The organism is Phenylobacterium sp. (genome assembly GCF_041691455.1).
Lineage (GTDB): Bacteria > Pseudomonadota > Alphaproteobacteria > Caulobacterales > Caulobacteraceae > Phenylobacterium.
Genome location: NZ_JBEPUO010000002.1, coordinates 111,297 through 130,995, shown reverse-complemented (window position 1 = coordinate 130,995; position 19,699 = coordinate 111,297). Strand labels below are relative to the sequence as shown.

General features: G+C 69.8%; 21 protein-coding genes. 11 read left to right on the top strand and 10 right to left on the bottom strand.

The window, feature by feature from the left end:
- The first annotated feature begins 20 nt into the window (after window positions 1-20).
- The 3 genes from pal to tilS are packed head-to-tail and all read left to right on the top strand — an operon-like array spanning window position 21 to window position 2,640.
- Window positions 21-590, top strand: a complete 570-nt coding sequence (pal, locus tag ACESMY_RS04320) for a peptidoglycan-associated lipoprotein Pal (RefSeq protein ID WP_372782569.1) — start codon at window positions 21-23, stop codon at window positions 588-590.
- Complete coding sequence (ybgF, locus tag ACESMY_RS04315) at window positions 590-1,459, top strand: tol-pal system protein YbgF (RefSeq protein WP_372782567.1); 870 nt, start codon at window positions 590-592, stop codon at window positions 1,457-1,459. The genes pal and ybgF overlap by 1 nt, the downstream gene beginning before the upstream one ends.
- Before the next feature lie 38 nt (window positions 1,460-1,497).
- Complete coding sequence (gene tilS / locus ACESMY_RS04310) at window positions 1,498-2,640, top strand: tRNA lysidine(34) synthetase TilS (RefSeq protein WP_372782565.1); 1,143 nt, start codon at window positions 1,498-1,500, stop codon at window positions 2,638-2,640.
- Here the strand turns inward: tilS and ACESMY_RS04305 are convergent.
- The 8 genes from ACESMY_RS04305 to ACESMY_RS04270 form a co-directional block, all read right to left on the bottom strand.
- Window positions 2,637-3,530 carry an alpha/beta fold hydrolase gene (locus tag ACESMY_RS04305; protein ID WP_372782563.1) on the bottom strand — a complete coding sequence of 298 codons (894 nt, stop codon included), beginning with the start codon at window positions 3,528-3,530 and terminating at the stop codon, window positions 2,637-2,639. The genes tilS and ACESMY_RS04305 overlap by 4 nt on opposite strands.
- 14 nt (window positions 3,531-3,544) lie before the next feature.
- A complete protein-coding gene (locus ACESMY_RS04300; RefSeq protein ID WP_372782561.1) occupies window positions 3,545-4,594 on the bottom strand; it encodes an aldo/keto reductase in 1,050 nt (349 codons plus the stop codon).
- A gap of 139 nt (window positions 4,595-4,733) precedes the next feature.
- On the bottom strand, window positions 4,734-6,152 hold the full coding sequence (locus ACESMY_RS04295; RefSeq protein ID WP_372782559.1) for an NAD(P)(+) transhydrogenase (Re/Si-specific) subunit beta: 1,419 nt from the start codon (window positions 6,150-6,152) through the stop codon (window positions 4,734-4,736).
- Window positions 6,149-6,523 carry a hypothetical protein gene (locus tag ACESMY_RS04290; protein WP_372782557.1) on the bottom strand — a complete coding sequence of 125 codons (375 nt, stop codon included), beginning with the start codon at window positions 6,521-6,523 and terminating at the stop codon, window positions 6,149-6,151. The genes ACESMY_RS04295 and ACESMY_RS04290 overlap by 4 nt, the downstream gene beginning before the upstream one ends.
- Window positions 6,520-6,864: a proton-translocating transhydrogenase family protein gene (locus ACESMY_RS04285; protein WP_372782555.1), complete on the bottom strand. Its 345-nt coding sequence runs from the start codon at window positions 6,862-6,864 to the stop codon at window positions 6,520-6,522. Before ACESMY_RS04285 ends, ACESMY_RS04290 begins: the two co-directional genes overlap by 4 nt.
- A 5-nt stretch (window positions 6,865-6,869) precedes the next feature.
- On the bottom strand, window positions 6,870-8,003 hold the full coding sequence (locus tag ACESMY_RS04280) for a Re/Si-specific NAD(P)(+) transhydrogenase subunit alpha (protein ID WP_372782553.1): 1,134 nt from the start codon (window positions 8,001-8,003) through the stop codon (window positions 6,870-6,872).
- 82 nt (window positions 8,004-8,085) lie between these two features.
- Complete coding sequence (locus tag ACESMY_RS04275; RefSeq protein WP_372782551.1) at window positions 8,086-8,325, bottom strand: aa3-type cytochrome c oxidase subunit IV; 240 nt, start codon at window positions 8,323-8,325, stop codon at window positions 8,086-8,088.
- A 63-nt stretch (window positions 8,326-8,388) separates the two neighbouring features.
- Window positions 8,389-9,459 (bottom strand): alpha/beta fold hydrolase, encoded by a 1,071-nt coding sequence (locus ACESMY_RS04270; protein ID WP_372782549.1) that lies wholly within the window; start codon window positions 9,457-9,459, stop codon window positions 8,389-8,391.
- 140 nt (window positions 9,460-9,599) lie between these two features.
- Here ACESMY_RS04270 and ACESMY_RS04265 point away from each other — a divergent pair, with 140 nt between their 5' ends.
- The 5 genes from ACESMY_RS04265 (at window position 9,600) to ACESMY_RS04245 (ending at window position 14,266) form a co-directional block, all read left to right on the top strand.
- Window positions 9,600-11,099, top strand: a complete 1,500-nt coding sequence (locus ACESMY_RS04265; protein ID WP_372782547.1) for an amidohydrolase family protein — start codon at window positions 9,600-9,602, stop codon at window positions 11,097-11,099.
- A 39-nt stretch (window positions 11,100-11,138) separates the two neighbouring features.
- Window positions 11,139-11,615 (top strand): SRPBCC domain-containing protein, encoded by a 477-nt coding sequence (locus ACESMY_RS04260; protein ID WP_372782545.1) that lies wholly within the window; start codon window positions 11,139-11,141, stop codon window positions 11,613-11,615.
- Between the two features lie 75 nt (window positions 11,616-11,690).
- Window positions 11,691-13,094: a M20/M25/M40 family metallo-hydrolase gene (locus ACESMY_RS04255; RefSeq protein ID WP_372782543.1), complete on the top strand. Its 1,404-nt coding sequence runs from the start codon at window positions 11,691-11,693 to the stop codon at window positions 13,092-13,094.
- A gap of 17 nt (window positions 13,095-13,111) precedes the next feature.
- Window positions 13,112-13,882 carry an HpcH/HpaI aldolase/citrate lyase family protein gene (locus tag ACESMY_RS04250; protein WP_372782541.1) on the top strand — a complete coding sequence of 257 codons (771 nt, stop codon included), beginning with the start codon at window positions 13,112-13,114 and terminating at the stop codon, window positions 13,880-13,882.
- A gap of 153 nt (window positions 13,883-14,035) precedes the next feature.
- Complete coding sequence (locus ACESMY_RS04245; RefSeq protein WP_372782539.1) at window positions 14,036-14,266, top strand: hypothetical protein; 231 nt, start codon at window positions 14,036-14,038, stop codon at window positions 14,264-14,266.
- A gap of 6 nt (window positions 14,267-14,272) precedes the next feature.
- Here ACESMY_RS04245 and ACESMY_RS04240 read toward each other — a convergent pair whose 3' ends face one another.
- Window positions 14,273-15,181 carry a LysR family transcriptional regulator gene (locus tag ACESMY_RS04240; protein WP_372782537.1) on the bottom strand — a complete coding sequence of 303 codons (909 nt, stop codon included), beginning with the start codon at window positions 15,179-15,181 and terminating at the stop codon, window positions 14,273-14,275.
- A 76-nt stretch (window positions 15,182-15,257) separates the two neighbouring features.
- Here ACESMY_RS04240 and ACESMY_RS04235 point away from each other — a divergent pair, with 76 nt between their 5' ends.
- Both ACESMY_RS04235 and ACESMY_RS04230 read left to right on the top strand, forming a co-directional pair.
- Window positions 15,258-16,178, top strand: a complete 921-nt coding sequence (locus ACESMY_RS04235) for a pyridoxamine 5'-phosphate oxidase family protein (protein WP_372782535.1) — start codon at window positions 15,258-15,260, stop codon at window positions 16,176-16,178.
- Between the two features lie 109 nt (window positions 16,179-16,287).
- A complete protein-coding gene (locus ACESMY_RS04230) occupies window positions 16,288-18,420 on the top strand; it encodes a catalase (protein WP_372782533.1) in 2,133 nt (710 codons plus the stop codon).
- Window positions 18,421-18,433: 13 nt separating this feature from the next.
- On the opposite strand, the gene ACESMY_RS04225 is transcribed toward ACESMY_RS04230, so the two are convergent.
- Window positions 18,434-19,093 (bottom strand): YceI family protein, encoded by a 660-nt coding sequence (locus tag ACESMY_RS04225; protein WP_372782531.1) that lies wholly within the window; start codon window positions 19,091-19,093, stop codon window positions 18,434-18,436.
- 177 nt (window positions 19,094-19,270) lie between these two features.
- Here ACESMY_RS04225 and ACESMY_RS04220 point away from each other — a divergent pair, with 177 nt between their 5' ends.
- Entirely contained in the window at window positions 19,271-19,699 is a 429-nt protein-coding gene (locus ACESMY_RS04220; RefSeq protein WP_372782529.1) for a hypothetical protein, read from the top strand.

The window sequence follows — 19,699 nt, the reverse complement described above, 5'->3', positions numbered from 1 at the left end:
TCACAGAGGAGACGTCTTCCATGGTCACCATCCCCAACGCCGGAAGCGCCCTGCGCCTGACGATGATCGCCACCGCAGCGCTTTCGGTCGCCGCCTGCGCCTCAAAGCCGAAGCCGGCCTTCCCGACGACGGCCCCGCCCGCGGCCCAACGGTCCGAGCCGCCGCGCGGTCCCAGTGTCCCGCCGTCCGCCCAACCGGTGACCCAGAACGCGCTGCCGGGCTCCGAGCGCGACTTCGTCATCAACGTCGGCGACCGCGTCTACTTCGACTTCGACAAATACAGCGTGCGCAGCGATGCGACGCCGCTGCTCGACGCCCAGGCCGGCTGGCTGAAGCGCTATGCGGCGGTGCAGGTGCGGATCGAAGGCAACTGCGACGAACGCGGCACGCGCGAATACAACCTCGCGCTTGGCGCGCGGCGCGCCAACGCGGTCCGCGAGTACCTGGTCTCCCACGGCATCGAGGCGGCCCGTATTTCCACCGTGTCCTACGGCAAGGAAAAGCCCGTCGACTCCGGCTCAGGCGACGAGGCCGATCAGCACAACCGCAACGCCCACACCGCGATCGTCAGCGGCGCCCGGATGCAATGATGCCGGGACGACGCCTGCGCCCAAGCCTGAGGTTGCTGGGCGCGACGGCGGCGATCGCCCTGATCGCCGTCCCGTCGTTCGCCCAGACGCCCATGGACGACCCCCTGGACGCGCGCGACGCCAAGCGCGTGGACCGGATGGAGAAGGTGGTGCGCGAGCTGCGCGACATCGTCTTCAAGGCGCAGAAGACCGGCGCCCCGGTGGTCGTTCAGCCGGCCGACACCGACGCGCGGATCGCCGAACAGGCGAGCCGCATCGCCGACCTCGAGCAGACGCTCACCCGGCTGAACGGCTCGCTCGACGCCGCGACCCACGAGCTCGACCAGACCAAGCGCGACAACGGCGCCCTGAAAGCCCAGCTGAAGGCGCTGAGCGACCGGCTGACCGCCGACGAGCAGAAGGCGGCCGACGCTTTCGCCGCCGCGGCCCAGGCCGGCCCGCCGCCGCCGCCCGAGCCGCCGCCCCAGGCCGCCGATCCCAAGGCCGCCGCCGCCGACGCCTTCGCCAAAGCCCGGCAGCTCATGCTGAGCGGCGACTACGACGCCGCGGAGAGCGCGTTCAGCGCCTATGTCACCAGCTATCCGGACACGCCCCGGACGTCGGAAGCGCGCTACTGGTGGGGCAAGACCCTGATGGTTCGCGGCGACAGCGTGAAGGCGGCCGGGGCCTTCATCGGCGCGATCCGCGGCTGGCCGCAGACCGCCTGGGCGCCCGACGCGGTAGTCGAGCTTTCGCGGGCGCTGACGGCGCTCAAGAAGCCCGCCGACGCCTGCCAGACCTTGGGCGAACTGGAGCGGAAATATCCCAAGGCGCCGGCTTCCGTGAAAACCCGCGCGGCGGTGGTTCGCACCCAGGCGAAGTGCGGCTAGGGGCGACCCGGGCCGCGCGCGAACTCGACCTGGAGTCCGTGGTCGGGACGGTCCTCGACCGCCGCCTTCAGGCCGGGCTGCCACAGCCGGTCGCCGTGGCGCTGTCCGGCGGCGGCGACTCGCTCGCCCTGCTGATGGCCGCCGTCGAGTGGGCGAAGAGCGCCAGCCGCGATCTCCTCGTGCTCACCGTCGATCACCGGCTGCGCCCGGAGAGCGCCGGCTGGACGCAAGCCTGCGCGGCCGTCGCCCAACGCCTCGGCCTGCCGTTCCGGGCGCTGGCCTGGGAGGGCGAGAAGCCCTCCTCGGGCCTCCCCGCCGCGGCGCGGACGGCGCGCCACGGCCTGCTGGCCGAGGCCGCGCGTGAGGCCGGTGCGCGGGTGATCCTGATGGGCCACACCGCCGACGACGGGCTGGAGGCCCGACTGATGCGCGAAGCCGGCTCGACGACGTCCGAGCCGCGGGAATGGTCGCCCTCTCCCGTCTGGCCGCAGGGGCGAGGCGTCTTCCTGCTGCGGCCGCTGCTGGGCGTCCGGCGCGGCGACCTCCGCGACTGGCTGACGGCGCGCGGTGAGACGTGGATCGACGACCCCGCCAACGAGGACCCGGCCTTCGCCCGGCCCCGGGCGCGGCGCGCGCTCGCCGACGGGGCGGTGGCCGCCGCGGCCCCGGCCATGGACTCGGCCGCCGACCTCGCCCTGGCCTGCCGCACGGACGCGAGCGCCGGCCTTACAATCCTCCGCGCGGACCTGCGGGGGGCCGCGCCGGGAGCGTTGGCCCGCTTCGTCTCCGCCGCCTGCCTCTGCGCGGCCGGGACCGACCGTCCGCCGGGCCGCGACAAGATCGAACGGCTAGCAGCACGGCTGACCGGGGACGCGCCCTTCGTCGCCAGCTTGGCCGGCGCGCGCATCGAGGCCGAGGCAGACGCTGTGACCTTCCGCCGGGAGCCCGGGGAGGCGGCGCGCGGCGGCCTGGCGCCGCTCAGATTGCGGGCCGGCGAGACGGCGGTGTGGGACGGGCGCTTCGAGGTGACCGCAGGGCGGACCGTCGAGATCCGCGCCGCGGCCGGCGCCACCCTGCCCATCGCCACGAGTGATGACGGCGTGGAAGACTTGAAGGCCCGCCCCCTCACCCACAATCGCCTGCTGGCCGCCTGCGGCGCGGTGGAGCGCGAACCCGCCTAGCGGTGCGCGGCGGCCAGCACATGCTCCACGCCGCGCACGATGGGGTCAGCGAAACGGCGTCCGAGCAGGTTGGCGTGGCCCGCACCGGCCACGTGCTCGATATAGCCGTTCTGCGACGCCAGCGCGGCGATCACCTGGACCTTCTTCAGCGCCGTGGCGGTCTCCCCGGCGCCCGCGGTGATCACGGCGATGGGCATCTTGGGCGGGAAGTCGGCGGCGCGGGCCTGGTCCGACGTCACCTGCCACTGGTCGACCTCCGCGGCCGCCCAATGGGCGTGCGGCGCGGAGCCGTGGATGCGTCGCTTCTCGGCGGCAGCCTCCCGCGTCAGGCCGATCCGGTCGCCGGTGAACACCGCCACGGGCCGCATCATGCCGAACCGCGCGCCGTGGCTCACCCAGCCCAGGATGCGGCTGAAGGCCTGGACCGCCTTGGCGCCGACCGGCGAGGCCATGACTTCCGGCACCACGGCGTCGACCAGTACGACGCCCAGCACCTGGCGGGGGTGGGTGAGCGCATAGAGCCGGACCATCAGCCCACCCATGGAGTGGCCGACGAGAACCACCGGGCCGGCCTCGTCGATCTCGCGCAGCAGGGCGGCGAGGTCGGAGACAATGGCGTGGCCATCGCGCGGCTTCGGTCCCGGCTCGGAGTGGCCAAGGCCCGCGCGGTCGTAGGCGATGCTGCCCAGCCCCTTGGCCGCCAGCCGCTCCTGCACCACCGCCCAGTCGGCGGCGCAACCGAAGGCGCCGTGCTCCAGGATGATGGTCGGCCGCTCGCTCGCCGGACCCGCGCGGACGATCCGCAGGCGCCGTCCGCCGACATCGACCATCTCGCCCCTGGGCGGTCTGGGCGGCGCCTTGGCCGAAGCTCTGGAGCGGGCGACGGACATCGGCTTGCTCGTCCTCAGCTCGCCTTGACGAAGGGCTTGGGCCGCCGGTTTCCGCCTTGCCGGGCGAACATCCAGCCAGGGTATTCGGAGGGCAGCTCGCTGACCTCATCGAGCCTGGCCATCTCCTCGAGCGTCAGGGTCAGGTCGACGGCGGCCAGATTGTCGTCGAGCTGCTCGAGGGTCTTGGCGCCGATGATAATGCTCATCACCGACTGTTTGTGCAGCAGCCAGGCCAGCGCCACGCGGGCCACCGTGACCCCATGGGCCTCGCCTACTTCACGCATCACCTCGACGCATTTCCACGCCCGGTCCTTGTCCACCGGCGGGAAGTCGAAGGTGGTGCGGCGCGAGCCTTCGGGATTGTTGGAGCCGGGCCCGAACTTGCCCGAAAGCAGCCCGCCGGCCAGAGGCGACCAGACCATCAGCCCGAGCTGCTCGGACGTCAGCATGGGGACCAGCTCGCGCTCCAGGTCGCGGCCCGCGATGGAGTAGTAGGCCTGGAGGGTCTCGAAGCGGGCGTAGCCCTTGGCTTCGCTGAGGCCCAGCGCCTTGGCGATCTTCCAGGCCGACCAGTTGGACACGCCGATGTAGCGGACCAGGCCCTGGCGGGTCAGGTCGTCGAGCGCGCGCAGGGTCTCGTCGATCGGGGTGACCGTGTCGTTGCCGTGGATCTGGTAGAGGTCGATGTGGTCGGTCTGCAGCCGCTCGAGGCTGGTCTGCACGCTGTCCATGATGTGGCCGCGCGAGGCGCCGCGGTCGTTGGGGCGCGGGCCCATCTCGCCGAACACCTTGGTGGCGATGACCACGTCCTTGCGCCTGGTCCCGAGGTTCTTGAAGGCCTGGCCCAGCAGCGTCTCGGACTCGCCCAGGGAATAGACGTCGGCGGTGTCGAAGAAATTGACCCCGACTTCCAGGGCGCGGCCGACGATGCCGTCTACCTCGCCCTGCTGCAGCGCCCCGATCGCCTTCCAGATGCCGGCGTTTTCGGACCCGCCGAAGGTCATGGTTCCGAGGCAGATCTCGGAGACGAAGAGGCCCGTGCGGCCGAGCTGGTTGTACTTCATGAGGCGTCTCCGGCGAGGATATCCGACCATATGGTCAGGCGGATGTGACCCGTCGAGGTCGGCGACGGCACGCCTCGGCAATAAAGCTGAAAATGGCGACAGACCGGCGAAGGTTGCACCGCGCGAACGAACTCGGCGCCTAGAGGCTCTTCAGGATGCCCTCGACCATCTTCTTGGCGTCGCCGAACAGCATCATGGTGTTGTCGCGGAAGAAGAGTTCGTTCTCGACGCCGGCGTAGCCCGAGCTCATGCCGCGCTTCACGAACAGCACGGTGCGGGCCTTCTCCACGTCGAGGATCGGCATGCCGTAGATGGCGCTTGTGGGGTCGGTCTTGGCGGCCGGGTTGGTGACGTCGTTGGCGCCGATCACGAAGGCCACGTCGGCGGTCGGGAACTCGGCGTTGATGTCCTCCAGCTCGAAGACCTCGTCGTAGGGCACGTTGGCCTCGGCCAGCAGCACGTTCATGTGGCCGGGCATGCGGCCGGCGACCGGGTGGATGGCGTACTTCACCTCGACGCCCTCCTCCTTCAGCTTGTCGGCCATCTCGCGAAGGGCGTGCTGCGCCTGGCTGACCGCCATGCCGTAGCCGGGGACGATGATCACCTTGGAGGCATTCTTCATGATGAAGGCCGCGTCCTCGGCGGAGCCCTGTTTCACGGGCCGGGTCTCGGTCTTGCCGCCGGCCGCCGCGGCGCTGTCGTCGGCCCCGAAGCCGCCCAGGATCACCGAGATGAAGCCCCGGTTCATGGCCTTGCACATGATGTAGCTGAGGATCGCCCCGGACGAGCCCACCAGGGCGCCGGTGATGATCAGGGTGGTGTTCTCGAGCGTGAAGCCCAGGGCTGCCGCCGCCCAGCCGGAGTAGCTGTTCAGCATCGAGACCACGACCGGCATGTCCGCCCCGCCGATCGGGATGATCAGGGTGACGCCGACGATCAGGGCGAGCGCGAAGATCGCCCAGAAGGCCCAGAGCGCGGCCCCGCCGCTCATCACCAGGACCACGATCATGGCGACGATGGCCAGCGCCAGCGCCAGGTTCAGCAGATGGCGCGCGGGCAGCAGGATCGGCGCGCCCGACATGTTTCCGTTCAGCTTGGCGAAGGCGATCACCGAGCCGGTGAAGGTGATGGCCCCGATCGCCAGCCCGAGCGACAGTTCGATCAGCGACTCCAGCTGAACCGCCCCGTCCGCGCCCAGGATGCCGTAGGCCGCCGGGGTATGGATCGCGGCCACCGCCACGAGGCAGGCGGCCATGCCGACAAGCGAGTGGAAGGCCGCCACCAGCTGCGGCATGGCGGTCATGGCGACGCGCCGGGCGATCACCGCGCCGACGCCGCCGCCGATCACCACGCCCCCGCCGATCAGGCCGAGCGTCAGCGGGTCCAATGAGCCCTGGCTCCACAGCGTGGCCAGCGCCGTGCCCACCGCGATGGCCATGCCGATCATGCCGTTGCGGTTGCCGGCCTGGCTGGTGGTGGGCGACGACAGGCCGCGCAGCGCCAGGATGAACAGGACGCCGGAGACCAGATAGAGGATGGCCGCGAGGTTGGCGTTCATGTGCGGGCCGACTTGTTGAAGTGGGAGACCACGAACCGGACCACGTCCCACGCGAAATCGGCGAGCAGGACCAGCCAGCCGCCGACGACCAGCGGCAGGCCGAAGGGCGCGGCCAGATAGGCCTCCAGGCTGAAGGCCTCGCGAGGCGTCGCACCGTAGAGCTGGACCGGCCCGAGGACCCAACCGTGCAGGGCGGCGGATGCGACGATGATCACGATCATCGTCGCGTAGGCGATCAGCGCCGCCGGGAACGGTCGTACCCCGAAACGCCGGCGCGCGATCCAGGCGACGCCCAGCCGGATCGCCAGCGCCCAGATCACCGCCCAGGCCAGCCAGCCGACCAGCCAGGCCACGCTCTGCGCCTCGCTCACGACGCCGCTTCCTTCTTGGGAGCCGGGGCCTTCTTCTTGTACATGGCCAGCATGCGCCTCACGACGAGGAAGCCGCCGAAGATGTTGACCGAGGCGAAGGCCGCGGCGACCGCGCCGGAGCCCTTGGAGATCCAGACGTTCGCCGTCATCTCCCCCCCGGCGACCGGATGCGCCGCCACGGCCAAGAGGGCGCCGACGATGATCACCGAGGAGATGGCATTGGTCACCGCCATCAGCGGCGTGTGCAGGGCCGGCGTCACGCTCCAGACGACGTAGTAGCCGACGAAGATCGCCAGCACGAAGATCGCCAGGCGGAAGACGGTGGGATCGACGGCTTCCATGCGCTTCAGCCCTTGAGTTGCGGGTGCACGATCGCGCCGCCCTGGGTGACCAGCGCCGCCTTCAGGATCTCGTCCTCATAGTCGGGGGCGAACTTGCCCTCCTTGTCGAGGAAGAGGCCGGCGAAGGCCATCAGGTTGCGGGCATAGAGGGCAGACGCATCGGCGGCGATGCGGCCGGGCAGGTTGGCCACGCCCAGGATCTTCACGCCGTTCTTGGTGACGGCGACCTCGCCCAGCTTGGCGCCGGCGACATTGCCGCCCTGCTCGATCGCCAGGTCGACGATCACCGAACCCGGCTTCATCGAGGCGACCTGGGCGGCGGAGACCAGCTTCGGCGCCGGGCGGCCGGGGATCAGCGCCGTGGTGATCACCATGTCCTGCTTGGCGATGTGGCTGGAGACCAGTTCGGCCTGCTTGGCCTGGTATTCCTTGCTCATTTCCTTGGCGTAGCCGCCGGCGGTCTGGGCGTTCTTGAACTCCTCGTCCTCGACCGCCAGGAACTTGGCGCCGAGGCTTTCCACCTGCTCCTTGGTGGCGGGGCGCACGTCGGTCGCGGTGACCACCGCGCCCAACCGGCGCGCCGTGGCGATGGCCTGCAGGCCGGCGACGCCCACCCCCATGACGAAGACCTTGGCCGCGGCGATGGTGCCGGCGGCGGTCATCATCATCGGCATGGCCCGGCCATAGGCCTCCGCGCCCTCGATCACCGCGCGGTAGCCGGCGAGGTTGGCCTGGGAGGACAGCACGTCCATCACCTGGGCGCGGGTGATCCGCGGCACGAACTCCATGGCGAAGGCGCTCGCCTTGGCCTTGGCCAGACCGGCCAGCGCGGCCTTGTCCTGATAGGGATTGAGCGTCGCGACCACCAGGGTCCCGGGCTTGATCGCGGCGATCTCCTCGGTCTCGGGCGCGCGCACCTTGAACAGGATGTCGGCCTTGGAAAGCGCGTCCTTGGCGGTCTTGGCCAGCGACGCGCCGGCCGCCTGGTAGTCGGCGTCGGGATAGGAGGCGGCGGTCCCGGCGCCTTGCTCGACCACCACGGAGAAGCCCGAGGCGATCAGCTTCTTCACCGTCTCGGGAACTGCGGCGACGCGGGTTTCACCTGCCCGGCGCTCCCTGGTGACGGCGATGACGGCCATGGCTCGCGGGGTCTCCCTCAGGGCGCGGGACCTTACGGGCGCGCGCCGGACTCTGTCCAGCCGGCGGCCGGACGCCGAAGGTTCAGTGCTCCGCGCCGCCGCGGTCGCGCAGGAGAGCGATGCCGAGCGCCAAGACCACGAATCCGGAGATCGCGCCGGCCAGGAAGCCCGCGCTGGTGCAGAACCAGAGCACCAGCGTCAGCAGCAGGGCCGCCAGGATCACCGAGCCCCACTTGGTGATGTTCATCACCAGATGGAAGGTCGACACCTGCTCATGGATGTCCTGGTCGCCGCGGTGGTAGTCGGAAGCCTGGCCGGCCATGGGTCTCTCTTGTGCTCGAACAATCAGCGCTAGGCCGGGTGCTACACGAGACCGGCTAAAGCCTCAAGCGGGAGGCCACGCCGCGAGCAGCGCCCGGATCGCCGCCACCAGCGCCAGCGGCTGGTCGATCATGATGTGGTGGTGGGAATCGGGGATCTCGATCTCGATCATGTCCGGCGGGAAGGGCGAGGGCGCGCCGGACTTGCGGTGTTCGACGATGCGGCTCTTGGCGCCGTAGATGTGCACCATCGGCGTCTTGACGGTGACGGCCTGGGTCGGGTCGCCGCCCATCGCCCGCTCGCGGTCGAGCTTGGCCCACATGTTGGGATCGAACCGCCAGGTCCAGCCCTCGCCCGACCCATCGGGCCCCTTTTCACCGTCGGGGAGTGGAACCTGCTTCAGCGAGCGGCGGGCGATGAAGTCGGCGATGAACGGATTGCCCGCGGGCTGCGGCGGCATCAGCCGGAAGCGGTTCAGCGCCGCGGCCAGCGTCGGATAGACCCGGCTCGGCCGGTCGACGGTGGGGATGTTGCGCACCGCCTCCATCTGGGCCTGGCGCTTGGCGAGTTCCTCCGGCGGCGGGCCGAAGCCGGTGTCGACCATGATCGCGGCGCGCATCCGCTCGGGGTTGCGGACCGCGGCGAAGAATACCTGTCCGCCGCCGAAGGAGTGGCCGATGTAGATCGGCTTCTGGCCGCCCTCATAGAGCCCGGTCGCGCGGCTGACGGCTTCGGCGTCGTCGGCGAAGTCGGTAAAGGAATAGCGCTCGCGCCAATCGGACGCGCCCATGCCGGCCAGCGACATGGAGGCCACCCGGTAGTCGTCGGCGAAGAACGGGGCGATGAAGCTCCACCAGTCGGCGTGGGCGGAGTTGCCGTGGACGAACAAGAGGCCGGGCTTGCCGACCTCGCCCCAGGTCAGGACCTCGAGCTTGGAGCCCAGCGACTCGACGAACACCCGCTTCGGCTCGCGGGCCAGCGCGTCCTTGAACCATTGCGGCGACGGCGGCGGCTCGCCCTTGTACGCGGCCAGCGGCGCCTGGACCTCCGGCGGCAGCTCGCCCGGCTCGGCGTGCAGCGGCCGGTCGTCGTACGCGTCCTTGGGAGTCTCCGCCGGCTTCGCGTCTTGCGCCATTCGCGTCCTCAAATCCTTAGGGCCTGCAATCGAAGGGAGCCCGGCAATATGGGGTAGGTGACTAACAAGCGTTTGAAAAATGGCAAGCGCTTCGTCCGGGCGCTAGGGTCGCGCCGGCTTTGACCGTGGGGGCGCTTGCGTTGCTGAAATCCTTGATCCTCGGGAGCGCGGCTGCGCTCGTCACCCTGGCCGCCGCGGCGGCCGCGCCTCAGATACTGGCGCCGCCCGCCAAGCCCGACGCCTCGGTCCGGCCCTACATCAAAGTTGATGCCCGAACGATCACTCTAACCCATGCGCGAATTATCGACGGGACCGGGGCACCGCCGCTCGAAAATCAGACGATCATCCTGCGCGACGGCAAGATCGCCGAGATCAGACCTTCCGGGCCAAGTGGCTGGACCCTCTATCCTCCCGGCGTCCAGCCAGAGATCGATCTGACCGGCCGTACGGTGCTGCCCGGCCTCGTGGGCATGCACGACCACATGTACTACATCGCCCGGCCGAACATGGACGCCGCGGGCCATTCCGAGCCGCCGTTGATGGTGCCGCAGATGACCTTCTCGTCGCCGCGCCTCTATCTGGCGGCCGGCGTGACGACCATGCGAACCACCGGCAGCGTCGAGCCCTATGTCGACCTCAACGTCAAAACCCTGATCGACGCCGGCGGCATGATCGGGCCGCACATGGACGTGACCGGCCCCTATCTGGAGGGTTCCGGCAGCGCCTTCATCCAGATGCACGGGTTGAAGGACGCCGAGGACGCGCGGCGCACCGTCGCCTACTGGGCCGACATGAGGGCCACCTCCTTCAAGGCCTATATGAACATCACCCGCGCGGAGCTGGGCGCGGCGATCCAGGAGGCCCACAAGCGGGGGCTGAAGCTCACCGGCCACCTCTGCTCGGTGACCTATCCCGAGGCGGTGGCGCTGGGCATCGACGACCTGGAGCACGGCTTCTTCGTCAATACCCAGCTCGACCCCGGCAAGCAGCCCGACGTCTGCTCGCAGAGCACCGGCAACGCGACCCTGCTGGCCATGACGCCCGACAGCGCGGAGGCCAATGCGCTCATCAAGCTCCTGGTCGACCATCACGTGGCCCTGACCTCGACCCAGCCGGTGTTCGAACAGCGGGTGCCCGGCCACGCGCCGCTCAATCCCCGGGCGATGGCGGTCCTGACCGTCGAGGCGCGCGAGGCCTACCTCTATTCCCGCAACCTGGTGAACGCCGCGCCGCGCGAGCGCTACGCCGACGGGACCAGGGCCTTCCAGAACGCCCAGGCGCTGGAAAAGAAGTTCGTCGCCGCCGGCGGCCTGCTGCTCGCCGGCCCGGACCCGACCGGCAACGGCGGCGTCATCCCGGGCTTCGGCGACCAGCGCGAGGTCGAGCTGCTGGTCGAGAGCGGCTTCACGCCCACCGAGGCTATCCGCATCGCCACCCTGAACGGCGCGACCTACCTGGGCCTCGCCGACCGCATCGGCACGATCGCGCCCGGCAAGAACGCCGACCTGATGATCGTCAGGGGCGATCCTTCCAAGACCATAGCCGACATCGAGAACGTCGAGATCGTGTTCAAGGACGGCGTCGGCTACGACTCGGTGAAGCTGCTGGAGTCGGTGAAGGGGCGGTACGGGCAGTATTGAGGGGGTCGCTGGCTTGCCGGATTGGGAAATTGCCGCTCGATGACTGAACAACACGCTGACCGGCCGACCCGCAGTTCGAAGCTCATCAAGGCGAGCCCCGAGCAGGTCTACGACGTCTTCATGGACCCCACGATCCTGCTCCGATGGCTCCCGCCGGGCGACATGACCGGCCAGCTCCACGGCTTCGATCCGAGCGTCGGCGGCGGATACCAGATGTCGCTGTTCTACCCGGCGGATGAGCGCGAGTTCCGCGGCAAGACCACCGAGCGGGAGGACAGGGTGAACGTGCGCTTCGTCGACCTGCAGCCCGCGCGCCGCATCCTTGAGGCGGTCACCTTCGACTCGCCTGATCCTGCGTTCCACGGCGAGATGACCCTCGACATCACGCTCGCGCCCGCGCCCGGCGGGACCGAGGTCGTCTTCACGGCCGCGAACCTGCCGCCGGGTTTGCGGCCGCAGGACCACGAAGAGGGCGCGCGCCTGTCGCTGGAGCAGTTGGCGCGGCTTTTCGAATAAGCGGTCGCGGAGGGTTTACCCCTGGCCCGGATGGTTCACATTCGCGGCTCGATTCGAGTTCGGGGGATCTTACAAATGTTCGGCAGGATGTTGGGCGCGGCGCTCGCGCTTGGGTTAGCCCATACGGCGACGGCGGCGGATCTTCGCCCCGACCAGGTCAAGTTCCGTGAGGTCTATAAGGAGCTCGTCGAGACCAACACCTCGCTCTCGGTCGGCAGTTGCACCGAAGCCGCCGCCAAGATGGGCGCGCGGCTGAAGGCGGCGGGCTTCGCCGATAGCGACATCACCTACTTCTCGGTCCCCGAGCACCCGAAGGACGGCGGGGTCGTCGCCATCCTCAAGGGGACCAGCAAGACCGCCAAGCCGATGCTGCTCCTGGGCCACCTCGACGTGGTCGAGGCCAAGCGCGCCGACTGGACCCGCGACCCTTTCACCCTGATCGAGGAGAACGGCTACTTCTACGGTCGCGGCACCTCGGACATGAAGGTGATCGACGCCACGTGGGTCGACATGCTGGTGCGCTTCAAGGCGGAGAAGTTCCAGCCCAAGCGCACCATCAAGCTGGCGCTGACCTGCGGCGAGGAGACGATCAACGCCTTCAACGGCGCCGACTGGCTGGCCAAGAACAAGCGCGAGCTGATCGACGCGGAGTTCGCCCTCAACGAGGGCGGCGGCGGCCGCGCCGACAAGGACGGCAACCTCCAGACCCAGGGCGTCCAGGTCGGCGAGAAGGTCGTCCAACAGTTCCGCATGGAGACCGTCAACGCCGGCGGCCACTCCTCCGTGCCGATCCGCGACAACGCGATCTACCAACTGGCACAGGGCCTGCTGAAGGTCCGCGACTACGAGTTCCCGCTGACCATGAACGACACCACCCGCGCCTTCTTCGCCAAGGCCGGCGCCGGGCGGACGGACCCCACGGGCAAGGCCATGGTGGCCATCGCCAAGGACCCGACGGACAGGGCCGCCGAGGCCGAGCTCAACAAGGACCGCGGCTTCCACTCCATGCTGCGCACCACCTGCGTCGCGACCCTGCTGGACGGCGGCCACGCCGAGAACGCCCTGCCCCAGCGGGCCGGCGCCAACATCAACTGCCGGATGTTCCCGGGCTCGTCCATGGAGGCGACCAAGGCCGCCCTGGAGGCCGCCATCGGCGATCCGGGCGTGAAACTCACGCCTTTGCAGCCGATCCGCGCCAAGCCGACGCCGCCGCCGCTCGACGCCAAGATCATCGGTCCGATGGAAAAGGTCGCCGCCAAGTACTTCCCGGGCGTGCCCCTGGTCCCGACCATGTCCACCGGCGCCAGCGACGCGATCTACCTGATCCCGGTCGGCATCCCGACCTATGGCGTGCCGGGCTTCTGGTCCGGACCCGAGGGCAGCGGGGCGCACGGCCTGAACGAACACATGGCGGTCAAGTCGGTCTATACCGGCCGCGACTACCTGACCGATCTGGTGAAGGTCCTGGCCAACGGCTGACGGCCCCGGAGAGCCCCATGCGCGCCAATCGCCTGCGAGAGCTGTGGACCGCCGGCAAGCCGGCGATCAACGGCTGGTGCTCCATGCCGGGCGCCTTCTCCGCCGAGCTGATGGCCTCGATGGGTTGGGACGCCGTGACCATCGACACCCAGCACGGGGTGATCGGCTATTCCGAGATGCTGGCCATGCTGCAGGCGATCTCGACAACTGCAGCCGTGCCCCTGGTGCGGGTCTCCTGGAACCAGCCCGGCGAGATCATGCGGGCGCTCGACGCAGGGGCCTATGGCGTCATCTGCCCGATGATCAACGACGCGGCCGAATGCGCAGCCTTCGTCCAGGCTTGCCGCTATCCGCCGGGCGGCTTCCGCAGTTCCGGGCCGACGCGGGCGGTGGTCTATGGCGGCGCGGACTACCACGCATGCGCCAATGGCGAGATGCTGACCTTTGCCATGATCGAGACCGCCGCGGGCCTCGCCAATGTCGAAACGATCGTCGCCACGCCCGGCCTCGACGGCGTCTATATCGGCCCCTCGGACCTGTCGCTGGCCATGGGCGGCCCGCCCGGCCAGGACTCCGATGCGCCGGCGCTGATGGCGGCGTTCGACAAGATCCTCGCCGCCTGCAAGGCCGTGGGCGTCAGGGTCGGCGTCCACACCGCGAGCCCGGCCTACTCGCAGAAGATGATCGAACGTGGCTTCGACCTGGTCACCGTGGGCGCCGACACCCGCTACATCATGAGCGGCCGCCGCGAGGCCGCCGAGATGCGGGCCTGGCTCGACGGCCGCTGACGGTCGTTCGGTAAGCGGCGAGCGTCCGCCCCTGCATCATTCGGCGGCAACACCTTTGAAAGCCTGCGCGTGGGAAGCTTGAGGGTCCGAGGCCGGCCGCGGGCGTGCGACAGCACACCATGGCCAGCCGGGCCAGCGTCGCGGGAGCGAACCATGCCGAACCTCATCTGGCCGCGCGCCTTGAGCTCGGACGTCGGCCCCTCGGGTTTGATCGGCCGGACCATCCATTGGCTGGGCGTCGTGCTCGCGGTTGGCTTCCTGCTGACCGCCATGGGCTTCGCGGTCGATGGCTGGTCGGCGCCGCTCGCCGCCGAGCTGGCGCTGGGCGCCGTCGTCATGGCGCTGGCCGCGCGCGGCGTGCGCTACCTGCTCGCCAGGGAATAGGCCCCCTCAACCCGCCGGCCGCACCACCGGCAGGGCGGCGAGCGCGCTCGCCGCATGGTCCAGGAAGGCGCGCACCCGGACCGCTGTCAGCCCCGCGCTCGGTGTCACCAACTGCACTGGGAGCGGCGCGGGCTCGAACGCTTCAAGCAGCCGCACCAGACGTCCGGCCGCCAGGTCCTCGGCGACCTGATAACTCAGCGGGCGGGCGATCCCATGCCCTTCGCGGGCCGCCAAAAGCGTCGCATCTACATCGCTCACGATAAGGCGGGGCGTCAGTTTCGCCACCTTCTCGCGGCCGTCCGGCCCCGCATAGCGCCACTCCGCAAGCTGTATGCGGCCGGTGGTGAGGATGATCTCGTGACGGGCGAGGTCCGCGATTGTCTCCGGCGCGCCGGCGCGGGCGAGGTAGGCGGGCGCGGCGACCGTCAGGCGGCGCACCTCGCCCACCTTGCGGACCACCAGGCTGGAGTCGGCCAAGACGCCGATCCGCACCGCCACGTCCAAGTGCTCGTCGATCAGGTCGAGGTTGCGGTCCGCCAGCGCGAGCTCGACGGAAACCTGCGGATGCGCGTCGAGGAAGGCGGTGACCACCGGTGTCACATGCCGGCGGCCGAACACCAGCGGCGCGGTGACGGCGATGCGGCCGTTGAGCGGCCCGCCGTCGGCCTCTGCGCTGACAGCCTGCGAATAGTCGGCGAGCACCCGGCGGGCCTGGTCGGCGAGCCGCCGGCCGGCCTCGGTGGGGGCGAGCTTGCGGGTGGTGCGCTCCACCAGGCGGATACGGGCCCGCGCCTCCAGGGCCGCGAGCGCGCGGGTGACCGCCGCCGGCGATCGGCCCAGTCGCCGCGCCGCGCCGGTCAGGCTGCCGGCCTCAAGGATCGTCACGAACACCGCCAGCTCGTCCAGACGGTCCATTGTTCCATTTCTCGGAAGAGTGATTTGCAAGAATGCAGGATTATCATTGTTTCCCGCAAGTCGTACACGTCCGCGGATGATGCATCCGGAACATCCCTTCCACGTCGGTGAGCTGGAGGCGCAAAGGCGCGCCGGCGGCGGACCGGGCGGCCATGGCGTCCGCGAGGCAATGCCCGGCCAGCATCGGAGCTTCTTCGAGACCCTGCCCTACGCCGTGCTGGCCGGCCTGAACCTGGCGGGGGAACCGGTGGCCAGCGTCGTCACAGGACCGCCCGGCTTCATCTCCGCGCCGAACCCCCTGACCCTGACCGTGGCGGCCCCGCTCGATCCGCTGGCCCAGGCCCTGACGCCCGGCGCGTCCTTCGGCCTGCTGGGCATCGATTTCGCCACGCGGCGCCGCAATCGCGCCAACGGCCGCGTCGCCGACGTCGCGCCGGGCGGCTACTGGCTGGTGGTCGATCAGAGCTTCGGCAACTGTCCGCAGTATATCCAGCAGCGGGCCGTCGAGGCTGTCTCGCGCACGCCCGGTCCGTTCGAGACCTTCACCGCGCTCGACGCGGAGGCGGCGGCCCAGATCACCACGGCCGACACCTTCTTCGTCGCCACCGCCGCCATCGGCCCGAACGGCGGGGTCGACGTTTCGCACCGGGGCGGGCGGCCCGGCTTCGTGAAGGTGGAGGGCGATCGGCTGACGGTCCCGGACTTCCGCGGCAACCGTTACTTCAACACGCTCGGCAACATGCTGGCCTATCCGCGGGCCGCGGTGCTGTTCCTGGACTTCGCGACCGGCGACCTGCTTTGCCTGCAGGGGGCGGTGGAGGTCGCCTGGAACGCCGACGCGGAGGCCACCGGCTTCGCCGGCGCCCAGCGGATGTGGTCGCTGGAGGTCGAGGCGGGCTGGCGGCGCAAGGCCGCCGTCCCGCTGGCCTGGACCCTGATCGCCGAGTCCCCGGTCAACGCCGCCACCGGCGTCTGGTCCGAGACGGTCGCCGCCTGAGGCTCGCGCCGGCAATCGGCGCGCTGCGTGAATTTACCCCGTCACCAAACGGGCCCCGCTGCGTTGGGGCGTCAACGATCATGTCCAACTCGTCGACGGGGAACTCAGAATGGCCAAATCCAAGGGCGCGCCGAAGCCGGCGTCCAAATCCGCGCGCGCAGCAAAGGCCGTCGCGGACGAGACCGTCACCCGCGGCGCCGGGGGCGAAACCCACCAGACCGCGTCCGCGCCCGACGACCGGATCACGACCAACCATGGCGTGCCGGTCAGCGACAACCAGAACTCTCTGAAGGCCGGGGCGCGCGGCCCCTCGCTGCTGGAAGACTTCGTCCTGCGCGAGAAGATCCAGCATTTCGACCACGAGCGGATTCCCGAGCGCATCGTCCATGCCCGCGGCTCGGCCGCCCACGGCTATTTCGAACTGACCCAGTCGCTGGCCCGCTACACCCGCGCCAAGGTGCTGACCGAGGTCGGCCGGCGCACCGAGGTCTTCGCCCGGTTCTCGACGGTGGCCGGCGGCGCCGGCTCGGTGGACACGCCGCGCGACGTCCGCGGCTTCGCCGTGAAGCTCTATACCCGGGAGGGCAACTGGGACCTGGTCGGCAACAACATCCCGGTCTTTTTCATCCAGGACGCCATCAAGTTCCCCGACCTCATCCACGCGGTGAAGATGGAGGCCGACCGCGGCTATCCGCAGGCCGCGAGCGCCCACGACACCTTCTGGGATTTCATCGGCCTGATGCCGGAGGCCACCCACATGATCATGTGGGCCATGTCGGACCGCACCCTGCCCCGCAGCCTGCGGATGATGGAAGGCTTCGGCGTCAACACCTTCCGACTGCTCAACGAAAAGGACGAGCCAAGCTTCGTCAAGTTCCACTGGCGGCCGAAGCTCGGGACCCAGTCGACCGGTTGGGACGAGGCGGTGAAGATCGCCGGCGCCGATCCGGACTTCCACCGCCGCGACCTGCATGAAGCGATAGCCTCGGGCGCCTTCCCGGAATGGGAGTTCGGGGTCCAGGTGCTGAGTCAGGCCCAGGCTGACGCCCTGCCCTTCGACATCCTCGACGCCACCAAGCTGATCCCCGAGGAACTCTATCCGATCAAGGTGGTCGGCCGGATGGTGCTCGACCGCAACCCGGACAACTTCTTCGCAGAGACCGAGCAGGTGGCCTTCCTGCCCACCAACATGCCGCCCGGCATTGACGTCTCGGAAGACCCGCTGCTGCAGGGCCGCCTGTTTTCTTACCAGGACACCCAGCTCTCGCGCCTGGGGACGGTGAACTTCCACCAGATCCCCATCAACCAGGCCAAGGGTTGCCCCTTTCAGAACTTCCAGCGCGACGGCCACATGCAGACCCACCTGCCGCAGGGCCGGGCGAACTACGAACCGAACAGCCTGGCCGAGAGCGGCGAGATCGCCGGGCCGCGCGAGGATCCCAGGGGCGGCTTCCGCACGGCGGCAGTGCCCTTCGACGGGACCAAGGTGCGGCTGCGCGCCGAGAGCTTCGCCGACCACTACAGCCAAGCGCGGCTGTTCTACCGCTCGCAGACCGAGATCGAGCAGGCCCACCTGGCGAGCGCCCTGGTCTTCGAGCTTTCGAAATGCAGCTTCGAGCACGTGCGGAACCGGGTGCTGGGCAACCTGCAGAACGTCGACGCCAAGCTCGCCCAGCGCGTGGCCGACGGGCTCAACATGCCGCTGCCCGCCAAGACCTCGGCGGCGGTCGAGCCGCAGGACATGAAGCCGTCGCCGGCCCTGCGGATCGTCGGCAAATATCCCGAGACCCTGATGGGCCGTTCGGTTGGTATCCTGGTCACCGACGGCGCCGACGGGGCCGTGGTAAAGGCGGTCCGCAAGGCGGCCGAGGCCGAGGGCGCCACGGTCAAGATCGTCGCGCCCAAGATCGGCGGCGTCACCCTGAAGGGCGGCAAGCTCCTGAAGGCCGACGGCCAGCTCGCCGGCTCGCCCTCGGTGATCTTCGACGCCGTAGCCCTGGTGTTGTCGGCGGACGGCTGCGCCCAGCTCCTGGCCGAGAGCGCCGCCATCGACTTCGTGCACAACGCCTTCGTCCACCTGAAGGCCATCGGCTTCACCGCCGAGGCCCAGCCGCTGCTGGACGAGGCCGGCGTGGCGCCGGACGCCGGGATCGTCGACCTGGGCGCGGGCGCCGAGGCCTTCCTGCCGCCGGCCCGCACCCGCCAGTGGGGGCGCGAACCGACGATCCGCATGCTGGCCTGAGGCCCGGGGGGACCTATTTCTTCGGCGGCGGCTTGCCGTCGGAGAACTCGGTCTCGATCATCACCTCGACGTCGTCGCCGACCCCCATGTTCGAACCGGGCGCGGGCGTGCCGAAGCCCATGCCGAAGGCCGAGCGCTTGAAGACGCCGTGGGCGGAGAAGCCGACCCGGGCCCCGCCCGGGTCCATGGCGTTCGGCGGATAGCCGCCGTTGTAGGTGACATCGAGGGTCACCGGCTTGGTCACTCCGTGCAGGGTCAGGTTCCCTGTCACCTTGGCCGCGTGGGGGCCAGTGAGCTGCACCCCGGTCGACTTGAAGCTGATCGCCGGGAACTTGGCCGCGTCGAAGAAGCTCTTGCCCATCAGCTGGTCGTGGAAGCCCGCGGGCGGCGCGTTCAGCGCAAGCGACTTCGGGTCGATCGTCGCCTCGACGCTCATGGCCGCCGGGTGGGCCGGATCGAACTTCAGCCTGCCGTCGACGGTCGCGAAGCGGGCGGTGTAGCGCGAGAAGCCCATGTGGCTGACCCGGAAGGTCACCGAGGTGTGGGCCTTGTCGATGGCGTAGAGCCCAGCAGGCGGCGGCGGCGCGGCGGGGGCCGTAGCCGCGATCGCCGGGCCCGCCACCAGCAGGATGGAGAGCGCCTTGGCGGCGGCGAGGGTGCGGACGGTCTTCATGGTCGTGTCTCCCGAGGCTGTCTCCCCAAGAACGAACGAGAGGACGCGGTTCCGACATCGGCCGGGAAGTTCTGCCGGCGCAGGCGGAAGCCGGCCCTGAATCCCGGTAGGAGGCTGGCGCGATCCGGCCTAGGCTTGGCCGTCGCCCTGTCAAGCGGTGACGCTGGACGGCGCGGCATGCACATCCTCACCAACCTGCTCTTGTGGCTGCACTTCATCGGGGTCGGCATGGGGGTGGGCGGCGGCATCGCGCTGTCGCAGGTCGGTCCGAGATTGGTCGCCGCCCCGGCCGATCAGCGCGGACAGTGGTGGCCGCTCGAGACCTTCTTCAGCCGCATCGGGGCGGCGGGACTGGCTATCCTGCTGACCACCGGCCCGCTGATGGTCTGGCTGAAGTTCGGCGGCCCCGGCGGATTCACCGGGTGGTTCTGGGTGAAGATGGCCCTGGTCGCCACCGCGGCCGTGGCCGTCGGCCTGCACGAATGGGCCGGCGCACGCTTCAGGCGCGGCGACGTGGGCGCGACGCCGCTGATGTTCATCGCCGGCCGGCTGGCCGGCGCGGCCATAGTGCTCGCGATGCTCAGCGCGGTGTTTGCGTTCAACTAG

Coding starts and splice junctions, on each gene's coding strand:
- ACESMY_RS04260 (WP_372782545.1), top strand. CDS start 11,139: ATGACTGAACAACACGCTGACCGGCCGACCCGCAGTTCGAAGCTCATC.
- ACESMY_RS04280 (WP_372782553.1), bottom strand. CDS start 8,003: ATGGCCGTCATCGCCGTCACCAGGGAGCGCCGGGCAGGTGAAACCCGC.
- ACESMY_RS04230 (WP_372782533.1), top strand. CDS start 16,288: ATGGCCAAATCCAAGGGCGCGCCGAAGCCGGCGTCCAAATCCGCGCGC.
- ACESMY_RS04255 (WP_372782543.1), top strand. CDS start 11,691: ATGTTCGGCAGGATGTTGGGCGCGGCGCTCGCGCTTGGGTTAGCCCAT.
- ACESMY_RS04240 (WP_372782537.1), bottom strand. CDS start 15,181: ATGGACCGTCTGGACGAGCTGGCGGTGTTCGTGACGATCCTTGAGGCC.
- ACESMY_RS04285 (WP_372782555.1), bottom strand. CDS start 6,864: ATGGAAGCCGTCGATCCCACCGTCTTCCGCCTGGCGATCTTCGTGCTG.
- ACESMY_RS04300 (WP_372782561.1), bottom strand. CDS start 4,594: ATGAAGTACAACCAGCTCGGCCGCACGGGCCTCTTCGTCTCCGAGATC.
- ybgF (WP_372782567.1), top strand. CDS start 590: ATGCCGGGACGACGCCTGCGCCCAAGCCTGAGGTTGCTGGGCGCGACG.
- ACESMY_RS04295 (WP_372782559.1), bottom strand. CDS start 6,152: ATGAACGCCAACCTCGCGGCCATCCTCTATCTGGTCTCCGGCGTCCTG.
- ACESMY_RS04275 (WP_372782551.1), bottom strand. CDS start 8,325: ATGGCCGGCCAGGCTTCCGACTACCACCGCGGCGACCAGGACATCCAT.
- ACESMY_RS04235 (WP_372782535.1), top strand. CDS start 15,258: ATGATGCATCCGGAACATCCCTTCCACGTCGGTGAGCTGGAGGCGCAA.
- ACESMY_RS04245 (WP_372782539.1), top strand. CDS start 14,036: ATGCCGAACCTCATCTGGCCGCGCGCCTTGAGCTCGGACGTCGGCCCC.
- ACESMY_RS04305 (WP_372782563.1), bottom strand. CDS start 3,530: ATGTCCGTCGCCCGCTCCAGAGCTTCGGCCAAGGCGCCGCCCAGACCG.
- ACESMY_RS04225 (WP_372782531.1), bottom strand. CDS start 19,093: ATGAAGACCGTCCGCACCCTCGCCGCCGCCAAGGCGCTCTCCATCCTG.
- pal (WP_372782569.1), top strand. CDS start 21: ATGGTCACCATCCCCAACGCCGGAAGCGCCCTGCGCCTGACGATGATC.
- ACESMY_RS04270 (WP_372782549.1), bottom strand. CDS start 9,459: ATGGCGCAAGACGCGAAGCCGGCGGAGACTCCCAAGGACGCGTACGAC.
- ACESMY_RS04220 (WP_372782529.1), top strand. CDS start 19,271: ATGCACATCCTCACCAACCTGCTCTTGTGGCTGCACTTCATCGGGGTC.
- ACESMY_RS04250 (WP_372782541.1), top strand. CDS start 13,112: ATGCGCGCCAATCGCCTGCGAGAGCTGTGGACCGCCGGCAAGCCGGCG.